Source organism: Methylocaldum marinum (assembly GCF_003584645.1).
GTDB lineage: Bacteria > Pseudomonadota > Gammaproteobacteria > Methylococcales > Methylococcaceae > Methylocaldum > Methylocaldum marinum.
Window position 1 is genome coordinate 578,014 of sequence record NZ_AP017928.1, and the last position, 19,551, is coordinate 597,564.

The following is a 19,551-nucleotide window of genomic DNA, read 5'->3' on the forward strand; positions in this document are numbered from 1 at the left end:
ATCCTAAGGCCTTAAATTCCCGGCTTTCGTTCAGAAGCTGACTCCGGCCTGCAGCCACCATTTTTGAGTATCGACGTTGCCGGCAAAGGCATTCGGGTTCGAGGCGTTGTAATCGGCGAACTTGAACAGCAGGGAATAATGCTTGCCGAATTTCTTTTCCACCTGAACGTCGAATTCTTCCCCGTAGCGTATATTTCCGGTGTCGTCCCGGAAATCGTGGTAGATGAACCATAGGTTCACGCCGTACAGGCTGGTCTTAAAGGTCCCGTATACGTCGCGGATGCCGTCGGGCGGCGTTACCAGGAATTTGTCCGCCCAGCCCTGGAAGGCGTGCAGGGTCGCGAGCGGCGTCCGGAAGCCCTGGCCGTTGTCCGAGCCCAGCTCCTCGAAGGACCCTTTAAAGACGAATCCCCACAGATCGAATCCGCCTTCCGCCAGCCAGTAATCGACCTTGAAGTCCTTCGGGTTTTCCGCATAGTCCTCCTGCCAGGCATATTCCGCCGTATAGAGCGCCTTGATCTTGTCGGTGATCGGTGTCGCGCCGTCGAAGCGGATGCCCACGGTCTGAGTGGAATGGGTGAAGGTATTGAAAGTCCGGGTCGGAAAAACTTCGTTTCTGTTGTCGTAATCCAGCCATTCGCCGTGGAGGATGATCTTTCCGTAGGGGAGTCCCGTATAGGCGATGTTGAAGATAGGGGAGTTCATCCCTATGGTGCGGGATGTGACGTCCTGCACTTTCCAGATGTAGCCGGCGGTGATCGTGGTATCCGGCAAACTCGCGTTGGTAATGGTTACGGCATCATAGGTCTGCTCCAGTTGCCGCCAGATGACGTTGCCGATGAAACGGTGGTTGTCGAAGATGATTCTCTGGCGGCCGACTTTCACGTTGGTTTGGGGCAGTCCACTGTAATTCACCCACAACTGGTTGACTTCGTTCTCCTGGGGGTCGGCGATGACGGGGTGGCGCGTCTTGTCGTTGCGCGTACTGTTGTAATCGTTGGTGAAGATGTCCTGGTTTCCCTCGTATTCGGCGAAAGCCTTTAAACCGTGGAATTCCGGGGTGAGATAGCCGATCCGGGTTCGGATCATATCGGCCTTGGCCACCTCGGAGAGGTTTTGTTGATCCACGTATTCGAACCGATACCGGATGTCGATGTTGAACTTGCCGCCCCCGACGTTCAGCGCTTTCTCGATGCTCTCTTCAAGGCTTCCCGCAAAGGCCGGATGGGCCGCGCCGAGCCAGAACAGGAGAATCCGCATGAAGCCGCCGCTGTTCAGCGGTTGCCTGAAAACCCGCATGACTGTACCCCTTGGTTTATTCTGATTAAGCAATAAAAAAGGCGTCGCCCGCAGTCTCGTCGACTGCGGGAGGACGCCTTTGTCCGAAAGCCCGGCGCCATCGTCGGCGTCTGGCCTTAGTTCTTATTGACTAAACAGAAAACGTGCCATTCGGGTTCAAAAGGCCGAACGCGGCTGACATCGCGGTTCCCGGCGAAATCGAGACCTCATGAGGCGGGGGGCTGATCGATGGAATGCGACAAAAGAGTGCGGGATGCGCGAAAGCCGGGCGAAATTCTCCGACGTATCAGTCCGTCAATCCTTCCAGGCTAAGCAGGGTCCTGGCTACGTCCGCGATGCGCATGTTGCGGCTCATCGCCGTTTTGCGCAGCAACTGGTAGGCTTCATCCTCGCTCATGCCCTTGCGCTGCATCAGAATGCCCTTGGCTTTGTCGACCACTTTCCGGTCGGCAAGCTGAGTCTTGGTTTCCTGTAGTTCGCGCTTGAGAGCCTCGAATTCGCGAAAACGGGCCATGGCTACTTCGACGATGGGCATGATGCGTTCCTGGCTGAGGCCGTCCACCACATAGGCGCTCACCCCGGCCTGCACAGCCTGGCGGATGTAATCGCCGTCGCGCTTGTTCGAGAACAGGATGATGGGCTTGGGCTGGTCGCGGCTGATCTCCCGCATTTGCTCCAGGGTATCGCGGCCCGGCGCCTCGAGATCCATGATGACCATGTCCGGCTGGCATTCCTTGAGTTCCCGAAGGAGATTATGGCCGTGCTTGATCCGGGCGACGACCTTGTGGCCGGCATCGTTCAGCGCTTGCTCCAAAATGGCGCTACGAGCGGAATCCTGATCGACCAGCATGATTCTGAGGCTCATGGATTGACCCTGGCCAATGTGTCCAGTGAAACCTGCCGATTGTGCAGTTCGAAGTGTTCGAGATAATCCACCGGGCGCAGCGGATCGAATATGCCGCCGTCCAGGAAGCTGTCCTGACCGAGCATCATCGGTTCGGTGGCTTCCGCCAGTGTCCAGGATTTGCCGTGCCGTCCCTCGGCCTTGTAATCGGACGCCGGTACGGGCAAGCCGAGAGCCCGGGCGGCTTCCCGATAAAGGTCCGGGCGATAGACCTCGTCCGCGACCTTTTTCATATCGATGGGATCGCGAAGCTGGCCCCAGCGGTACATCTGCGTGATGAACCAGACCGCATGCGAGCGCCAGGGAAAGGTGGCGGCATAGCGGAAAAACACGTTGAAGTCCGGAAGCGGTGCCGGCGCGGCGCCGTGCTGATAGCGGAACGAGCCGGTCATGGACATTTTCACCACGTCTGCCGGCACATTGACGTAATCTTCGCGGGCCAGAATATCGGCTACTTCGATACGGTTTTCCGGTCGATCGATCCATTGCGCCGCCTCCAGCAGCGCCATCAGCAAGGCGCGGTGGGTGTTGGGGTACCGCTCCGCCCATTCCAGGTTCACGCCCAAAACCTTTTCCGGCTTGTTGTTCCAGATCTCGTAATCGGTAATCAGCGTTCGTCCGACCCCGGTGGCCACGGCCTGCGCGTTCCAGGGCTCTCCGACGCAGTAGCCGTCTATTTCCCCGCTACCCAGATAATTCACCATGTGCGGCGGCGGAATCACGACCAGACGCACGTCGCGGTCCGGATCGATGCCGCCGGAGGCGAGCCAGTAGCGCAGCATGTAGTTATGGGTGGAAAACGGAAAGACCGTGGCGAAGCACAAGGGCTCGCTTCCCTTATGTCGTTCGGTTTCGATGACTTTTTTCAGTGCGCGGACGCACGTGGAACGCTCGGTCGCCGCTGCCGGATCGAGGTTGGCCATGCGCCGGTACAAGTCCGGCGAAACGGTAATGGCGTTGCCGTTGAGATCCAGGGATAGCGCCGCGATGGTCGGCTTTTTCAGCTCTCCGAGACCGAGCGTGGTGGCGATGGGCATAGGCGCCAGCATATGGCCGCCGTCCAGGAGGCCGGCGAAAACCTTGTCGCGGATGTTGGCCCAGGACACCTCTCTGGATAGTTTGACCTCGAGGCCGTGCTTTCGAAAAAAATCCTTTTCATGGGCGATGACGAGCGGCGCGCAGTCCGTCAGCGGAATGAAACCCAAATCGATCTCGGTTTTCTCGAGTCCTTCGCCGCCGGCCGCATGAACGGCAGGTCGCAGCCATTGGGGAGCGGAGGTCATGAGTTAAGGGTCTCCTTGTCCGAGGTTCTTGTGATACGTCAAAAGCGGGTTGGGTACGACAATAAGGCTTATAACAAGCGACGGCAATCTGTCGTCACACGTTACCGGAACGCGTTAGAAATCCCAGTGCACCGCCTTGTTGGGCTGTTCTTCTATTAAGTAGATGATTCAAGAGCTTTGTGCTATTCCGTTGGCCCTGCCGGGCAGGGGATAAACGAGTTGTTGTCGATGTAAACGATGTGGGTTCCTTTATCACGCTTAGTCCATCGTTCACTACTTATGCTGTACAGCCTGACGTAAAGCTAAGCCGACCGCTGGAGCAGCCGGTTGGGCTAATGTGTATATCTACTTGATATTCGTCCGTGCCTGTTTGTTTTTTCTTCTGTCAAACAGGTTTCCGATGATAAGCCACAATACGAGGCCGAGAATAAGGACTAATACTGCCGTATAACCTGATGAAAAGTATCCCCAAGCAACAAAAGCAGCAAAGAAAATGAAAGCAGATATTATTTTCCCAAAAAAGTCCTCTAAAATGGTACGGGCACTGTTTATCAGCCATTTAACGAATCGACTCATTTGCACAGACCTTTCAGATTTATGTTTTCCGGCCGCGAGCAAAACTCTTTAATGGGTACAGGGTCGAGTTCTACCTGCGTTAGCGACGTGACTTCCCCTAGAGCCGACTTGAGATTTTTCAGAAGCTCACCCTCTTCATCGGAAAGTGGTTTGCTACTATCGCTGCGGTAACCGTTGGGCAAATGTTCCGGACGTCCTGTCAGAACGGACTGGATGATTGCCTCAGGAGTCTTGTGTTCTTCGGCCAACGCTTTGATGGCTGCGCCGTAGCTGGCGATGCCGAAATTAGTATATCCTCAGAATGCGTTTTTCGGTCTTGGACAGGCGCTTGGCGCCAAAACGCCCGCCTGTACTGGCAAAGTCTGTAAAAGTTCCGCCGGTAAACCTGCCGATAATATCCGCCTTTCGATGCTTCAAATTTTATCGAACAATGTCTGAGAGCAGAGGCATGTCTTGCGCGTGTACTCGCCATAGACCGGTAGCGAAAACCCCATATCCCACCCCATTACCCACAAGTCCTTTGCCTATGGAGGCCAGGCCAGTCGCGCCGATCCAAGTGCTTGATTTTCGGCTTGCGCCAGTGGGCCATCGCCTTGAATCGGAACTTTGGTGTGGCAGGCAACCCATTGATTTAAAAGCTGTAAAAAGATGTGGGTAATGGGGTGCCCCATATCCCCATTTGCATAGTCAACTGGAAAATGCCGATCCACCACGTGATCGGATGATTATAGGCACCTTTTATGAAGCGCTTCCATGATGCCTCGTCACCGCGAGCAAACCTCATTGTGAAGCCGGCAAATTCGTTCCGATCAGCACTTTGCAATGTTTCGATAAAACTCTGAACATCATTTTTTTCCATGAAGCCGAGGTTGAGTGATGACATGAAGTCTCCTTTCTGTTCAAAGATGATTCGGGATAAGCCTGACGTAAAGCTAAGCCGACCGCTGGTGCTTATTGTTGGACGGCATGCGTTACCTGTTGCTGGCGGCAAGTTTGACGCGCAAATCGATGAGAGCAATGCCAGCAAGGCGGGTAGCTATTATGCGGGCAGATTGTATCGTTCTCAAACGACGAGCCACGGTATTGTCCATGAGGAAAGAACCTGCTTGGTAGAGAAAGCTGATAATCGTGACATTAGCCAAAGGGCGGGTGAGGCTGCTCTAGTCCAACGAAGTCACCAACTGGCGTTTTAGAATAACGCCTAGATCTTGAGCATGGAGTTCTTGAAGCGCGCAGATACAGGGCAACGTGCGAGATGTTGCTGCGTCCTACCATAGCTTACGCTTTACCGCTGCAGCAATGACTTCAGCTCCGGAATGCAGGAGCCGCAATTTGTCCCGGCTTTCAGTGCTGCACCGATTTGCTCCGTGGTCGAAAGATTTTGCTTCTGAATGGCGCGTTTCAGGGTGTTGACGCCCACGCCGAAACAAGAGCATACGATGCGCCCTCGATCGTCCTCCGCGGAAGCCGGTTTTCCGGCCAGGAGACTCATGCGTGCCCGATCGGGGACTTCGTCCAAAGCGAACAGGCCGGCCAGCCAACTGCGCGGCGGCAGTTCGAAACTTCGGTTGATGAACGCGCAAAGCTGCAAACGGCCGCCGTGGAGAAGCGCGCAGCGATAACGGCCCGTGTGCGGATCGGCAAACTCCAGCCATTCTTCATTGCCGTTCTCCGGTACGGCTGGAGCGGATTCGCGTCTGGCCGAGAATTGAGCGGGCATCCCGCGTATCCAGGCCGGCCAGGCGGGCGGCGTTTCCGAATGTGCCAGCTCGTAAAGCCAATGCCCGTCGCCGCGTATGGTGACCCGGTACTCGGCCTCGATGGCGCCCAGCGGTTCGCGCGACAGTACGAAACCGTGCCAGGCCGGCCGGTAGGGCGCGATACGTACCGGTGTGTGCTTGGATTCGGGTTCGCCGGAAAAGGGATCCGTCGCCGGATTGACCAGGGCGTTGATCAAGCCCCGGCTGGCATAGGGTCCGCTCCAGTGCATGGGCACGAATACCGAACCGGGCTGCTGGTCTTCGCTAAGGCGGGCGCGAGCCAGGGCCTGGCCGAAACGGCTTTCGAGCCGAACCAGCATGCCCTCTTGAATGCCGAATCGGACCGCATCGTTCGTGTTGAGTTCGGCGAAAGGTTCCGGCACATGGTTGGTCAGCCGGGAGGTCTTGCCGGTACGGGTCATGGTGTGCCATTGATCACGGATGCGTCCGGTATTGAGCACCAGCGGGTAGGCCGCGTCGGGCGGGTTGGCCGGCGCTTTGGGGACGACCGGCACCAGTTCGGCCCGGCGGCCGGCGAAGGAAAATCCGCCGTTGCAGAACATGCGCGCCGCGCCGTTCGGATAATCCACGTTCACGGGCCACTGGATCGGTTTCAAGGCATCGTAGCCGGCCCGGTCGAGCTCCGCCAGACCGGAGATGTCGAATGCGCGGCCGCCGCCGTTTCGAAAACCGGACAAGCAGGCATGTTCCCGGAAAATTTCCCAGGCTGACCGGTAAGAGAAGCTCTCTCCGTATCCCATCCGCTCGGCGACGCGGCTGACGATCCACCAGTCCGGCTTGGCTTCGCCCGGTGCCGCCAGAAAGGCGCGCTGCCGCGAAATGCGGCGCTCCGAGTTGGTCACGGTGCCGTCTTTTTCGCCCCAGGCCAGCGCCGGCAGATTCACATGGGCAAAGGCGCCCAGATCGGTGCCGGACTCGCATTCCGATACCGCCACGAATTCGCAGCGGTGAAGCGCATCCCGCACCGCGTTCGCGTCCGGCAGGCTGACCGCCGGATTGGTGGCCATGATCCAGACCGCTTTGATACGTCCTTCGGCGATCGCCCGGAAGAGGTCCACGGCCTTGAGCCCGGGTTTGGTCGGCATGCGCGGTGCGTTCCAGAATGCCTGCACCAGTGCCCGGTGCTCGGGATTCTCGATGTCGAGGTGCGCCGCGAGCTGGTTGGCGAGTCCGCCGACCTCCCGTCCGCCCATGGCATTGGGCTGGCCGGTCAGGGACAAGGGGCCCATGCCCGGCTTGCCGATGCGCCCGGTGGCCAGGTGTACGTTGATGATGCTGTTGACCTTGTCGGTGCCGCTGGACGATTGATTGACCCCCTGCGACCAGGCGGTAACGACTTTTTCGGTGTGGGCGAACCATTGGTAGAAGGTCGCGAGATCGTCTTCGGAAATGCCGCAGATCTGGGCGACGGCCGGTAAAGAAGGGGCGGCCTTGCGTGCGCTTTCGAAAGCCGCGGCATAGTGGCCGAGATGATTTTCCAGGAATGTGAAATCGATCTTGTCGTTGTGACGCAGAAAATTCAGGAGTCCATTGAACAGAGCCACGTCGGTGCCCGGCCGGATCGGGAGATGCAGGTCGGCGGACTGGCCGGTCGCGGTTCGGCGCGGATCGATGTTGACGATCTTCAGGCGGGAATTCCGCTTCTTGGCTGCGACCATGCGCTGAAACAGCACCGGATGGCACCAGGCCGTATTGGACCCGACCAGTACGATGAGATCGGCGAGTTCCAGGTCCTCGTAACTGCCGGGCACGACATCCTCGCCGAACGCCCGTTTCTGGGCCGCAACCGTGGACGACATGCAGAGCCGGGAATTGGTGTCGATGTTTCCCGAGCCGATGTAGCCCTTCATCAGCTTGTTGGCGACGTAATAGTCTTCGGTCAAAAGCTGGCCGGAAACGTAGAACGCGACCGCGTCGGGACCGTGGGTGTCGATGGTTCGGCGAAAGGTATCGGCGACCGTGGTCAGCGCGTCATCCCAGCTCACCCGCCGGCCCCGGATCTCGGGATGAAGCAGACGAGTTTCCAGCGACAGGGTTTCGCCGAGGGACGAGCCCTTGGAGCAAAGCCGCCCGAAATTGGCCGGATGCTCCGGGTCGCCCTTGATCTCGGCCGACTCGGGACCGCGCGGCTTGGCCAGCACGCCGCAGCCGACGCCGCAGTAGGGGCAGGTGGTGGCGACGGGCGCATCGTCCGCTGTTAAGGACCGATCTGAGAGCGCTGCAGAGATCACGTTTTCTTCCTCTTAATTACGAAGTGTGGCCGGGATAAGGGCAAGCGTTCTCGGAATTCCGGCTATTCCGGCCTGACGAGCTGCAACCACAGTCTTTCGTTTTCCACTTTCACCGGAAAGCACGCCGCCCGGCCCTCGTCCGGCGCGGCGGCTTCTCCCGATGCGAGGTCGATCACCCAGTTGTGCAGCGGACAGGCCACCCGTTTTCCGCAGACGATGCCTTGCGACAGCGGGCCTCCTTTGTGCGGACAGAGGTCGCGTACGGCGAAGATTTCGTCGTCCACGGTCCGGAAGATGGCGACATTGCCGGAAGGGGTCGCGACCAGGCGCGCGCCTTGCCGGGGAACGTCTTCGATGCGGCCGATTTCGATCCAGTCGGTCATGGCATTCATCCTACTTTTCTCAAAGGTTCGAAGTGTCGGCGCTCGGATTCCCTGGAGAGAACCGCCCACGGGTCGATCTGGGTGTTCTCCTGCGATTCGAGAAACCGTTCGTATAAGGCTTTTCGGCTATCCGGATCGGAAACGATGCGCTCCTGGACGTAGGCGAGGCCGACGCGTTCGATCCAGTGGGCGGTGCGCTCGAGATAACGGGCTTCTTCGCGGTAAAGCTGCATGTAGGCGCCGCAGTATTCCTTCACCTCTTCTTCGGTATCGACCTTGCACAGGAAGTCCGTGGCGCGGACCTTCACGCCGCCGTTTCCGCCGACATGGAGTTCCCAGCCGGAATCCACCGCCACCACGCCGAAGTCCTTGATCGTGGCCTCGGCACAGTTGCGGGGGCAGCCGGATACCGCCATCTTGACCTTGGCCGGCGTCCATGAGCCCCAGGTCATTTTTTCAAGCTCGATGCCCATCCCGGTCGAATCCTGCGTGCCGAACCGGCACCATTCCTTGCCGACGCAGGTTTTCACGGTACGCAGGGATTTGCCGTAGGCATGGCCGGAGACCAGGCCGTGCTTGCCGAGCTCCGCCCAGACCGCCGGAAGCTGTTCCTTGGGAACGCCGAGTAGGTCGATGCGCTGGCCGCCGGTGATCTTGACCGTCGGAATCTCGAACTTTTCCGCCACGTCCGCTATCGCGCGCAGCTCCTGCGGATTGGTGACGCCGCCCCAGATCCGCGGCACCACCGAATACGTGCCGTCTTTCTGGATGTTGGCGTGAGCCCGCTCGTTGATGAAACGCGACTGCGGATCGTCCCGGTATTCGTTGGGCCACTGGCAGAGCAGGTAATAATTGAGTGCGGGACGGCAGGAATGGCAGCCGTCGGCGGTTTTCCAATTCAGGAAGCGCATCACCTCGGGAATCGACTTCAGGCTCTCCGCGCGTATCGCCTCGCGCACTTCTTCATGGGTATGGTCGGTGCATTTGCACAGCGGTTTCTTGGCCGGGCTGACCGAGTAATCGCTGCCCAGGGTGCTTTGCAGAATCTGTTCGACCAGGCCGGTGCAGGAGCCGCAAGACGCCGAGGCCTTGGTATGGGTGCGTACGTCTTCCAGGGTGAACAGCTTTTTCTGAACGATGGCGTCGACGATGGTTTTCTTGCAGACGCCGTTGCAGCCGCAGACCTCCGCCGTGTCCGGCATGAGCGCCGCGCGGTTGTCCGCCCCGTGGCCGGCATCGCCCAGATGCGCCTGCCCGAACAGGACGTTTTCCCGGAACGCGGAGATATCGGTGCCGTCCCGCATCAACTGGAAATACCAGGCGCCGTCGCCGGTATCGCCGTAAAGCACCGCGCCCTTGATGCGGTTGGACTCGACCACCAGCTTTTTGTAGATGCCCCGGGCAGGGTCCTGGAACAGCAGCTCTTCGTAGCCGTTTCCGCCCTGAAACTCGCCGGCCGAGAACAGATCGATGCCGGTCACTTTCAGCTTGGTGGAGGTGACCGAACCTTCGTAACGCGCGATGCCGTATTCCGCCAAATGATTCGCGCAAACCCGAGCCTGCTCGAACAGCGGCGCGACCAGGCCGAACAGTTGTCTCCGGTGCTGCACGCATTCGCCCACGGCATAGATGCGGGGATCGAAGGTCTGCAGGGTATCGTTGACCAGGATTCCGCGCTCGCAATGAATGCCGGCGCTCTTGGCCAGGTCGATGTTGGGACGGATGCCCACCGCCATGACCACCAGGTCGGCCGGAGTTTCCGAGCCGTCCTTGAAGCGCACGCCGGTGACGCGGTCGTGGCCGAGTATGGCTTCGGTCTGCGCTTCCATGCGGAAATCGAGGCCGCTGTCCTCGAGCGCGCGTCTCAGCAGATCGGCGGCCGGTTTATCCAGCTGTCTTTCCATCAGGCAATCGAGCAGATGTACCACGGTGACCGCCATTCCCCGCTTTTTCAGGCCGTTGGCCGCTTCCAGCCCCAATAGGCCGCCGCCGATCACCACCGCGTGCCGGTATCTTTCGGACGCCTCCAGCATCAGCTCCACGTCGCGGATGTCGCGGAATCCGATCACGCCCGGAAGATCCTTGCCGGGCACCGGCAGCATGAAAGGCATCGAACCGGTCGCCAGAAGCAGCCTATCGTAGGAAGCCTCCAGGCCGTCTTCGGTCCGCACCAGCCGGCGCCGGCGATCGATGGCGACGACTTTTCGACCCTTGTACAGGGTGATCCCGTTCGACTCGTACCAGGCGTCGTCGTTGAGAATGATGTCGTCCAGTTTTTTCTCTCCGGCCAGGACCGGGGACAGGAGGATACGGTTGTAATTGCAGTGCGGTTCGGCGCCGAATATGGTGATGTCGTATGCATCGGGCGCGATTTTCAGCAGCTCTTCGACCGTCCGTATGCCGGCCATACCATTTCCGATCACGATGAGTTTCTGTTTTTTCATGGCTTACCTACCTCCGGGATCATTCCCATTCGTCAAATCAAACTCGCAGAACTTACGCAGAAGCGCTTTCGGTTCCTTCTCCCTCAGGGAGAAGGTTAGGGTGAGGGGGATGAAATGAAGGAACTTCCTTTTCGATCCCCTCATCCCGACCTTCTCCCAGGGGGAGAAGGGGCGAAATGCGTAAGTTCCGGCTCGTAAACTCTTAGAATGCGGTGACGTAAGGAACCGCATCGATGAACCGCCTCGTTCGCATTGGCCAAAGGCGTTGAACATTCAAACCCTCCCGTAGGCCTGGAACAGGCAGACCATCAACAGGCCGAACAGCAGCAACGCCAGCAGTTGCCAGAACAGAACCGGATTGCGCTGGTACAGGGGAAGGGGACGGGCGGAGAGACGTTTGCCGCCGCCTTTGCACAATCCCGATTCAAGTTCGAAGGCCAGTTCGATGGCGTCGGCATGGCGCTCTGTGGGATCGACGGCGATCGCGCGCGCCAGGGCGGCATCCAGCCAGACCGGCAAATCCGGGCGGCGGCCGGTCAACGGCTTGGGCTTTCCGAATCGGGGGGTAGTGAACGGCTCGATCTCGCCGTAGGGATAGGCACCCCCGGAAAACAGCCGATATAGGGTCACGCCCAGCGCGAAGATGTCGCTGGCGACGCTGCCGCGTTCTCCGTGAAAAAGTTCCGGGGCCATGTAACTGGGCGTGCCCGGCATCGGATCGGCCTCGTCCTCGTCCCAGGCCGGCAGCCGCGCGATTCCGAGATCCAGCAGTTTCAGTCCGCCGTCTCCGGGGAGCAGGATGTTGTCCGGCTTGATGTCGCGATGCACGATTTGCTGCCGGTGCAGGGCATGTACCGCCTTGCACAGCTTGAGAGCGATATCGATCCCCGGCTCCAGGCCGATACGCGGGTTTCGCTTCAGGTGCATCTCGAGCGTAAGGCCGTGGTAATAGGGCATGACCGAATAAAGCCGAGTCTGGCGCTCCCGCGTCTGCTCCAGGATTTCGGCCACCCACGGGCTCTTCACGCGTCCGCCGATCCAGGCTTCCCGGACGAAGGCGTCGTGATACTGGCGCTCGCTGGCCACCCGCGGATGCGGAAACTTGATCGCCACCGGATTGCCGTTGCGCCGGTCGACCGCCCGGAACAACGCGCTATAGCGCCCGGAAGACAGCAGTTCTTCCAGTTGAAATTCGTCCACCGTGTCGCCGGTATCCGGCAGCTCCAGGATGGGCAGGGACTCGATGATCTCCCGCAGCGACTGCCGGTCGGCGCGGGGTAGGGCGACGATGTCCACCACCAGCGCGGTAATGTTGTCGCTGCCGTCCCGCTCCAGCGCTGCTTCGACCAGCGCGTCCGCGCTGCTTTGGGGCGTGGCCCTGGCCAGCAGGATGCGCGCGATCTCCGCTTGTTTGAGCGCGCCGTGCAGGCCGTCGCTGCAGAGCAGGAAGCGGTCGTGGATTTCCAGGGTGTGCACGGCATAGTCGGTACGGAGCGAAGGTTCCAGGCCGACCGCCCGGTACAGGATGTGGCTCAGTTCGGCGCCGTTCAGAGAGTGATCGCTGGTCAGCAGTTCCAGTCGGTCATCGCGCAGCCGGTAGATGCGCGAGTCGCCGACATGCACCAGATGGGCGCGGCGCCCGCGAAGAATCAGAGCGCTGAAGGTGGTCGCCATATGGGCGAGATTCGGATCGCGTTTGCCCATGGCATGTATCCAGCGATTGGCGGCTTCCAGGCTGCGGTCCAGCAATTGTTCGATAGTCAGGGTTTCGGCCAGGCTGTAATAGGCTTCCATGAAGCTGTGCATGCACAGCTCCGCGGCGACGCGCCCGCCCTTGGCTCCGCCCATGCCGTCGGCGACCGCTACCGCGAAACCGCGACAGACCAAATCCTGCGGTGACGCCTGGGCGATGCCGGCATAGTCCTGGTTGTCTTCACGACGCCCGCGGCGGGACGCGAAGGCGGCGCTTAAAGCGAGTTGTCCGTTCGCCGTCACTGATGTTCTCCGCTGCGTTTTCCTATTCGAGCAGCACCGGCCTCAGACGCGCGCACCGGACACCGCGCCCCAGGTGGTGCGCCAACGCTTCTTGACCATGATCAGGCCGAACAGTCCCAGCAGCGGCAGTCCCGCGAACACGCTGAAACCCAGTGCGAAGCCGTGCTGCATCTCCCAGGACCAGCCCAGGGTCTTGGCCAGGAAAAAGCCGCCGACGCCCCCGGCGCAGCCGACGAGACCGGTGATGACGCCGATCTCCTTGCGGAAGCGCAAAGGCACCAGCTGGAATACCGAGCCGTTGCCCATGCCCAGGGCCATGGTGCCGAAAAAGAAGACAGCGACGGCGATCCAGGCAAGGGCGGGCAGTTCGAACAGGCCCCATCCCGCAACCTTGGCATGCGTGGTCTGAACCGGGGCCGGCCCTTCCGGCAGAAAGGAAATGGCGAGATAGCTCAGGGACACCACGACGAACAGGCACTGCAAGGTGCGGATGCCGCCCATGCGGTCGGCCAAAAGTCCTCCCACCGGACGAAACATCGAGCCGGCGAACACCACCAAGGCCGCCATCATGCCGGCGGCGATGCCGGAGACGTGATACCAGTTGGTGAAATACAGGGGCAGGGCGTTGCCGAGACCGACGAAACCGCCGAAGGTGATGGAATAAAAGAACATGAACCACCAGGTGTCCGCATCCTTCATGACGGCCTTGTAGTTGGCGAGGCTGACGGGCGCGCGCTTGTCCGGGGCGTCCTTGGCCAGAACGGCATAGACGATGAGCACCAGCACCAGCGGGATGAGCAGAAAACCGAATACCGCCTGCCAGCCGAAGCGTTCGGCCAGCCATGGGACGATCATGGAATCCAGCACCACGCCCATGTTGCCGGCACCGGCGATACCCATGACCACGCCCTGGTATTGGGGGGGATACCAGCGGCTGGCCTGCGGCAGGGCCACGGCGAAGCTGGCGCCGGCTATGCCCAGGAGCAGTCCCAGCAACTCGACTTCCAGCTTGGAATGCAGGCCGAACACGAACACGTAGGCGAGCCCGAAGATCACCAGCAATTGGGCCAGGACACCGGTCAGCTTGGGCCCGACGTGGTCGGCCATGGAACCCAGTGCAATCCGGAACACCGCGCCGGACAGGATGGGAATGGCCACGATGGTGAATTTCTCGCTTACCGGCAGCCCCAGGTCCTGGGTGATATACAGGGACAAGGGACCCAGCATCACCCAGACCATGAATGAAGCATCGAAATAAAGAAATGCCGACAGTAGAGTCGGCCAATGGCCCGCCTGCTTAAATTCTTTGAAGTTCATGTTGCAAAGTCCATTCGGCTGATACCGCCGTGATCCGAACCAAAAAAAAAGCGTCCGGCGGACACCACGGGGTGATGGCCGCAAGACGCCTTTGTCGCGTTCGCATACGCCGTCGTTGGCATATGCACAGATTACTGACTGAAAAGCAGAGAGTGTGCCAGATTTTAGGATGTCTTCAAGTGACTGATATTCAATGAAAATATCGTTCAGTGCGAGTATCTTGGCGGATCGGTGGCGATGTTGCGCACCAAATTAGAGATAACTGTGACTTATCGTGGTGCATCACAGCGTGCGCGTTTTCATGAACTATACTTTTCTTACGAAATTGTGACGCCAGACACAAAATTCGGAACGAGATAAAACGAGCGGAGGGTTCGCCGCATTTTATGGAGAGGAGAAAAGAAACGATGCAAAAAATAAAGTTGTTTTTTAGCAAGTGGTCGAGAGACGAGGAAGGCGCCAGCGCGTTGGAATATGCGTTGATGGCAGGACTGATAGCGGTTGCAATCGTGACTACCGTACAGGGCTTGGGCGGGAATATTGACTCCGTATTTCAAAAGATATCGACAATCTTGCAAGGTGTGACACCTGGTGGAAGCGGCGGCAACTCGTAATCCGATTGAGCGAGCCTGCCCGATTTAGGTTTGTTCGAAGGCACGGCGGTTTTCGGCAGCGAACATGAAAGGTGAGCCAGTCAGATCGGTATCGGACCAGAGTGTTCATCTGAAACGGAGCCGGTTTACATGCTTCCATGCACGCCTTTGGGGCGTTCCCGCGAAGCTCAGGAATGAACCCAACCGTTTCGGTCCAGTGTGATGCCGTGGCAGTGTGCCGTAATCGGCATCTGGGCGATGGCGCTGGCCTTGTTCGATCTTAAATGGCGGCACCTACCCAATACGATTATCTTGGGGGGGGCGGTAGGCGCCATCGCATACATCCTGATGCGCGGCTACAGTCCGCTCGGCGCTTCGCCGAGCTCGGCGCTGATCGCGGGCTTGGGTGCGTTGATCGCCACGCTGCCGTTTTACGGACTGGGCTGGCTGGGCGCGGGTGACGGCAAATTCATGCTGGCGATCGGGTTGATGGGCGGGGTAAAGGTCTTGCTGCTTACTTTCGTGGTGAGCAGCCTGCTGACCCTGCCTTACGCCGTTTGGCTCCTCGCTTGCGCCCGCTGGCGCGGAGAACGGGCCGGGGCGTCGGCGAACAGGATTCCTCAAGGCCTGTTTCTCGCTGCGGGTCTCCTTGTCGCCATGACGGATGCAGCCGGTTTCGGGCTCGGCTGACGCAGCGGGGCCGGTGAACATGACCGAGAACCAGGCCGCGGTTACTACTATCGTGACTGGCGAACATCGGCTGATGCCTTGGTCGCATTTTTATCGAGCAGCAGATCCGGTACGCGTGTACGCAGTTAGAGAATCAGGCTTTGCTACCGTTTCGTGCGTCCGTGCCTGCACCGCGGCCGGCCTTTCCGGTCGGCAAAAAGGTGCCGCAGCCATCGAATTCGCTCTGGTGTTCCCGCTTTTTTTCATCTTGTTTTACGGCATCGTCGCTTACAGTCTGGTCATGACCCTGGATCAATCACTGACCCACGCGGCCGCGGAGGGCGCGCGCGCCGCGGTCGCCGTCGATCCGGCGGCCTTCCCGGGCGACGCCGAAGCCTATAAGAAGAAGATCGAGGAAACGGCTTGCGCGACCGTATCCGGAGCGCTCGCCTGGCTGTCCAACCCGCCTGAGTGCAAGTCCGAGTTTCAGTCCGATTCCGCTACGACAACCTTATTGGTTACCCTGAAGTATCCTTATGCCAGCGCTCCCTTGGTGCCGGTCCTCGATTTTCCGCTGTTCGGCAGAATCCCCGATGTGCCCGACCCGTTCGTCGCACAAGCGACAATCCGGATTTAGACGCGTTTCATGAATGACGGCAACGACCGATAACAAGAAAGCCCATCGATGAGCAGTCAGACCCTTAAATTCCTCGCAGTCCTCATGGTTATCGGTTCCGTCGTGCTGGCATTCGTCGCGTTGCGAATCAGCCGGGCGCCGGAAACCCCGTCGAAGACGGCGAATGCCGAAACGATACCGCAGAAGGACGCCGCTGTCCGGGTCGTGGTGGCGGCCCGTCCCATACAGTCCGGGGAGGAGATACGCGATGCCGACCTTGCTCTGGCCGCTTTCGAGGCCGCTCCGCCGAACGCTTTCAAGCGTCCCGAGGAAATCGTCGGCAGACGTCCGGTCGCCGCCATCGGCAGCGGAAATCCCGTGCTTCAGCGCCATTTCCTGAGCGGCAATCCGTTGATCGAAACGCTGCGCGAAAACGAGCGTGCCATCGCGGTCAAGGTGAACAATCTGATCGGTGTCGGCGGGTTCCTGCATCCGGGCGACAAGGTGGACGTACTGCTCTATCTGCGCGGCGACCATCAGCAGGCCGCGGAAAGCCAATCGCTTGTCGTGGTGCGCTCGGTACGCGTCCTGGCTTACGGCGGCGAGCTTGGTGGTCCCGAGGACGCAGGCAAGACTGAAAAGGTCAAGAGCAAGGAGGCCGCTACCGCGGTACTCGCGGTCAGCGCCGAGGACGCGGTCCGCCTTACCCTGGCGGAGAACGCCGGGGTATTGCGCCTCGCTCTGCGTCCGTCGTCGATCGGCGAGGACGGAACGGAAGATCGCGCTTCCGTCCGCCTGAGCGAAATCATTGCACCGGGACTTGAAGAACCGGCTCCTCGGAAACCGCAAGGCCCGGTGGTGGAGGTCTACCGGGGCGGCCAAAAAAGCATGATTCAATTTCAATGAGATATTCCATCGACAGGCGTATGGCCGGTTCACGAATCTGGCTGGCGCTGTGGCTGGCCTTTGCTTGTGCATTCGGCGAGGAGGTGCTCGCCGCGGGCAAGAACGGCAAGCACAAGCATAAGACGACCCGCTACAAGGTTCTTCACATCACCGAAGGCCAGCAAAAGGTCTTGAGTTTCTTCGAACCGGTGGCTCGGGTCGCGGTAGGCGATTCCGAGGTGGCCGACGTCTCGATGACGACGCCGGATGAATTGCTGGTCAGCGGCAAGAAGGTGGGTACCACCGACCTGCACGTCTGGCCGGGCGCCAAGAGTCCGCCGCGGCTTTATCGCGTGAGGGTGGACCCGCGCCTGATCGAGGGAGAATTTCACAGTCTCGGCGAGCACGCCGCCAAGGTTCAGGCGAACAAGCCCGAGCCCGGCGATGCGACCACGGTCGATGTCGGCGGCACCCAGATTCAGGCCGATATCAAGGTCGTCGAGGTCAGCAGGACCGGGCTCAAGGAAGCCGGATTCTTCTTCGGCAAGAATTCCGCCAATACCACGCTGGCCGTTTCCCCGCCCGGAACTTTGTCGGGCGTCGGGTCTTCCGAGTCGGCGGCTGCCGCCGGCAGCCTGCTGTTGGAGAGCGCCGCCGGCTTTTTCCCGTTTATCGAGGCCTTTCAACTGGTCTTCGGCAATTCCAAGCAAAGCTGGCTCAGCACCATCAGCCTGCTGGAGCGGGGCGGTTATGCCTACACCCTGGCCGAGCCCAGCCTCACCGCCATGAGCGGTCAGACCGCCACGTTTCTGGCCGGGGGCGAATTTCCGATCCCGGTGGTGCAGGCCGGCGGCGCCTCGAATGCGATCTCGATTTCCTACCGCGAGTTCGGCGTGCGCCTGATGCTGACGCCGACCATCCTGGAGGCGGACCGCATCGCCATGAAGGTCGCGCCCGAAGTCAGCGAGCTGGATTTCTCCGCCGGCATTCAGAGTGCCGGGGTGCGCGTTCCGGCCCTGAAAGTGCGCCGCACCGACACCACGATCGAACTGGGCGATGGCGACAGTTTCGCGATCAGCGGCCTGATCAGCCAGGCCACGATCGCCAACGAAGACAAGCTGCCGTTCCTCGGAGACGTGCCGGTTTTGGGCGCATTCTTCCGCTCCAAGCGTTTCGACAAGAGCGACAAGGAACTGCTCATGATCGTCACGCCCCACATCGTCCATCCCCTCGAACGGGGCGCCGAGCTTCCGCCTCTGCCCGGCGAGGCGTATCGCCGAACCGACCCGGACTACGCAGACTTCCTCTTTTATAAACAGGAACCCGCGGCGCGCCCGCGCGGAGCGATGGAAGGCTTTTCCCGATGAAAAGCGGCAAGGACGAGAGCCCTCACTTTCTCCTGGTTACCGAAAGCGAGGCGGCGACCCGGCGCTTGAAAGATGTCATCGATCAGCAGGGGGAGTTGTTCGTTTCCGAACCCGATCCGCTGGAACGCGTGCTCCAGATCATCGATTCGGTGGCCTGCGTGCTTGCCATCGTGCACGTCACCCAGGAAAGTCGTTCGCGCCAAATGATGCTGATCGAGGCGCTGCGTTCCGCCAAGCCCTTGCTGCCGGTATTGGTATTCGCGGACGAGCTCGATTCGGATCTGGTATTGGCGGCCCTGCGCGCCGGGGCTTGCGACGTGATCGCGCGAGACTCCTCGAAAAGCGAAATGCGGGAACGCCTGCAATACGCCATGGAGCGGCATGCGCCGCAGGCCGGCGGCATGCAAAAACGCAGCCGCGGCAAAATCATCGCGGTGGTCAGTGCCCGCCCCGACGCCGATTGCGCCATATTCGCCCTGCACCTGGCGCTGGTCCTGCATCGCATGGAATCAGGCGAAAAATCCCTGCTGCTCGATTTGGGCATGCCCGTCGCGGATTCCCTGCTGTTTCTCGGCCTGCGTTCGTCTTATACCTTCGTCGACGCGGTGCGCAGTACCCGGCGCTTCGACGAAATCCTGATCGACACCGCGTTCGTCAAACATGCCAGCGGCCTGGCCCTGCTGGCGATGCCGGAGGACGACGCCGGCGCACCCGAGATCACCACCAATGATGTCGTGGTCCTGCTCAATATCTTGCGTACCTATCACCGGCATATCGTGATAAACCTGGGCGGGACGCCGCGCTCGGAGTTTCTCGCCCTAATGATCTCGCATGCGGATGAAGTGTTCCTGCTGTGCGAGCAGACGGTGCCCAGCTGCCGCAGCAATAAACACCTGATGGAGTTTTTCGAAAAACATCGTCTCAATGAGCGAATCTGTCTCCTGGTCGACCGCTACCTGGAGAAACAGGACCCATCCGCAGCGGAAATCGCCCGGCGGCTGGGCATTCCGCTCAAAGCTACCTTGCCGTCCAGCGGCATCGCGCGGCTTGCGATGAAGAACAGCGGCAGGACTTTGTTCGAGATCGCCCCCAAGGACAAGTACACCCTGGCCATAGAAAATCTGGCCTCGTCCCTGGTTCAGGATAAGGCGCCGGTGGAACGCCGCCGCCGGTTCGGATTTTTGAACGGACTTTTTCAAGGTAAATGA

Annotated in this window: 17 protein-coding genes; 7 read left to right on the forward strand and 10 right to left on the reverse strand. The window is 59.9% G+C overall.

Annotation, left to right across the window (positions count from 1 at the left end; all coding sequences use genetic code 11):
* Window positions 1-30: 30 nt before the first annotated feature.
* From sS8_RS02570 to sS8_RS02590, 5 genes are all read right to left on the reverse strand, one after another.
* Window positions 31-1,299, reverse strand: coding sequence for an alginate export family protein (locus tag sS8_RS02570; protein ID WP_119628286.1), 1,269 nt, complete (start codon window positions 1,297-1,299; stop codon window positions 31-33).
* A gap of 286 nt (window positions 1,300-1,585) precedes the next feature.
* A complete protein-coding gene (locus sS8_RS02575) occupies window positions 1,586-2,164 on the reverse strand; it encodes an ANTAR domain-containing response regulator (protein ID WP_119628287.1) in 579 nt (192 codons plus the stop codon).
* Window positions 2,161-3,486, reverse strand: coding sequence for a CmpA/NrtA family ABC transporter substrate-binding protein (locus sS8_RS02580; protein ID WP_119628288.1), 1,326 nt, complete (start codon window positions 3,484-3,486; stop codon window positions 2,161-2,163). The genes sS8_RS02575 and sS8_RS02580 overlap by 4 nt, the downstream gene beginning before the upstream one ends.
* Window positions 3,487-4,058: 572 nt before the next feature.
* Complete coding sequence (locus tag sS8_RS28905) at window positions 4,059-4,310, reverse strand: hypothetical protein (protein ID WP_232020488.1); 252 nt, start codon at window positions 4,308-4,310, stop codon at window positions 4,059-4,061.
* Between the two features lie 383 nt (window positions 4,311-4,693).
* On the reverse strand, window positions 4,694-4,945 hold the full coding sequence (locus tag sS8_RS02590; RefSeq protein ID WP_119628290.1) for a hypothetical protein: 252 nt from the start codon (window positions 4,943-4,945) through the stop codon (window positions 4,694-4,696).
* On the opposite strand from sS8_RS02590, the gene sS8_RS02595 reads away from it, so the two are divergent.
* Window positions 4,944-5,255, forward strand: coding sequence for a hypothetical protein (locus tag sS8_RS02595; protein ID WP_119628291.1), 312 nt, complete (start codon window positions 4,944-4,946; stop codon window positions 5,253-5,255). The genes sS8_RS02590 and sS8_RS02595 overlap by 2 nt on opposite strands.
* Window positions 5,256-5,347: 92 nt before the next feature.
* Here sS8_RS02595 and sS8_RS02600 read toward each other — a convergent pair whose 3' ends face one another.
* The 5 genes from sS8_RS02600 to sS8_RS02625 all read right to left on the reverse strand — a co-directional run bounded on the left by sS8_RS02600 (window position 5,348) and on the right by sS8_RS02625 (window position 14,213).
* Window positions 5,348-8,074 (reverse strand): nitrate reductase, encoded by a 2,727-nt coding sequence (locus sS8_RS02600; protein ID WP_232020489.1) that lies wholly within the window; start codon window positions 8,072-8,074, stop codon window positions 5,348-5,350.
* A gap of 62 nt (window positions 8,075-8,136) precedes the next feature.
* Window positions 8,137-8,466 carry a nitrite reductase small subunit NirD gene (gene nirD, locus sS8_RS02605; RefSeq protein ID WP_197716665.1) on the reverse strand — a complete coding sequence of 110 codons (330 nt, stop codon included), beginning with the start codon at window positions 8,464-8,466 and terminating at the stop codon, window positions 8,137-8,139.
* A complete protein-coding gene (gene nirB, locus sS8_RS02610; RefSeq protein WP_119628292.1) occupies window positions 8,463-10,901 on the reverse strand; it encodes a nitrite reductase large subunit NirB in 2,439 nt (812 codons plus the stop codon). The genes nirD and nirB overlap by 4 nt, the downstream gene beginning before the upstream one ends.
* Window positions 10,902-11,174: 273 nt before the next feature.
* Window positions 11,175-12,896 (reverse strand): bifunctional protein-serine/threonine kinase/phosphatase, encoded by a 1,722-nt coding sequence (locus sS8_RS02620; RefSeq protein ID WP_119628294.1) that lies wholly within the window; start codon window positions 12,894-12,896, stop codon window positions 11,175-11,177.
* 42 nt (window positions 12,897-12,938) lie between these two features.
* Window positions 12,939-14,213, reverse strand: a complete 1,275-nt coding sequence (locus tag sS8_RS02625) for a nitrate/nitrite transporter (protein WP_119628295.1) — start codon at window positions 14,211-14,213, stop codon at window positions 12,939-12,941.
* A gap of 407 nt (window positions 14,214-14,620) precedes the next feature.
* On the opposite strand from sS8_RS02625, the gene sS8_RS02630 reads away from it, so the two are divergent.
* From sS8_RS02630 to sS8_RS02655, 6 genes are all read left to right on the forward strand, one after another.
* Window positions 14,621-14,827, forward strand: a complete 207-nt coding sequence (locus tag sS8_RS02630; RefSeq protein ID WP_119632582.1) for a Flp family type IVb pilin — start codon at window positions 14,621-14,623, stop codon at window positions 14,825-14,827.
* Window positions 14,828-15,028: 201 nt separating this feature from the next.
* Window positions 15,029-15,496: a prepilin peptidase gene (locus sS8_RS02635; protein WP_119628296.1), complete on the forward strand. Its 468-nt coding sequence runs from the start codon at window positions 15,029-15,031 to the stop codon at window positions 15,494-15,496.
* 19 nt (window positions 15,497-15,515) lie between these two features.
* Entirely contained in the window at window positions 15,516-16,112 is a 597-nt protein-coding gene (locus sS8_RS02640; RefSeq protein ID WP_197716666.1) for a TadE/TadG family type IV pilus assembly protein, read from the forward strand.
* 48 nt (window positions 16,113-16,160) lie between these two features.
* The gene (gene cpaB, locus sS8_RS02645; protein ID WP_119628297.1) at window positions 16,161-16,997 is read left to right on the forward strand and encodes a Flp pilus assembly protein CpaB; all 837 of its coding nucleotides are present in this window, start codon (window positions 16,161-16,163) and stop codon (window positions 16,995-16,997) included.
* The gene (locus sS8_RS02650) at window positions 16,994-18,343 is read left to right on the forward strand and encodes a type II and III secretion system protein family protein (protein WP_119628298.1); all 1,350 of its coding nucleotides are present in this window, start codon (window positions 16,994-16,996) and stop codon (window positions 18,341-18,343) included. The genes cpaB and sS8_RS02650 overlap by 4 nt, the downstream gene beginning before the upstream one ends.
* Window positions 18,340-19,551 (forward strand): AAA family ATPase, encoded by a 1,212-nt coding sequence (locus tag sS8_RS02655; protein WP_119628299.1) that lies wholly within the window; start codon window positions 18,340-18,342, stop codon window positions 19,549-19,551. Before sS8_RS02650 ends, sS8_RS02655 begins: the two co-directional genes overlap by 4 nt.

Bases quoted from the DNA above. Each gene is read 5' to 3' on its own strand.
- sS8_RS02570 (WP_119628286.1), bottom strand. From the start codon at position 1,299: ATGCGGGTTTTCAGGCAACCGCTGAACAGCGGCGGCTTCATGCGGATT.
- sS8_RS02575 (WP_119628287.1), bottom strand. From the start codon at position 2,164: ATGAGCCTCAGAATCATGCTGGTCGATCAGGATTCCGCTCGTAGCGCC.
- sS8_RS02580 (WP_119628288.1), bottom strand. From the start codon at position 3,486: ATGACCTCCGCTCCCCAATGGCTGCGACCTGCCGTTCATGCGGCCGGC.
- sS8_RS02595 (WP_119628291.1), top strand. From the start codon at position 4,944: ATGAAGTCTCCTTTCTGTTCAAAGATGATTCGGGATAAGCCTGACGTA.
- sS8_RS02590 (WP_119628290.1), bottom strand. From the start codon at position 4,945: ATGTCATCACTCAACCTCGGCTTCATGGAAAAAAATGATGTTCAGAGT.
- nirD (WP_197716665.1), bottom strand. From the start codon at position 8,466: ATGAATGCCATGACCGACTGGATCGAAATCGGCCGCATCGAAGACGTT.
- nirB (WP_119628292.1), bottom strand. From the start codon at position 10,901: ATGAAAAAACAGAAACTCATCGTGATCGGAAATGGTATGGCCGGCATA.
- sS8_RS02625 (WP_119628295.1), bottom strand. From the start codon at position 14,213: ATGAACTTCAAAGAATTTAAGCAGGCGGGCCATTGGCCGACTCTACTG.
- sS8_RS02630 (WP_119632582.1), top strand. From the start codon at position 14,621: ATGCAAAAAATAAAGTTGTTTTTTAGCAAGTGGTCGAGAGACGAGGAA.
- sS8_RS02635 (WP_119628296.1), top strand. From the start codon at position 15,029: ATGCCGTGGCAGTGTGCCGTAATCGGCATCTGGGCGATGGCGCTGGCC.
- sS8_RS02640 (WP_197716666.1), top strand. From the start codon at position 15,516: ATGACCGAGAACCAGGCCGCGGTTACTACTATCGTGACTGGCGAACAT.
- cpaB (WP_119628297.1), top strand. From the start codon at position 16,161: ATGAGCAGTCAGACCCTTAAATTCCTCGCAGTCCTCATGGTTATCGGT.
- sS8_RS02650 (WP_119628298.1), top strand. From the start codon at position 16,994: ATGAGATATTCCATCGACAGGCGTATGGCCGGTTCACGAATCTGGCTG.
- sS8_RS02655 (WP_119628299.1), top strand. From the start codon at position 18,340: ATGAAAAGCGGCAAGGACGAGAGCCCTCACTTTCTCCTGGTTACCGAA.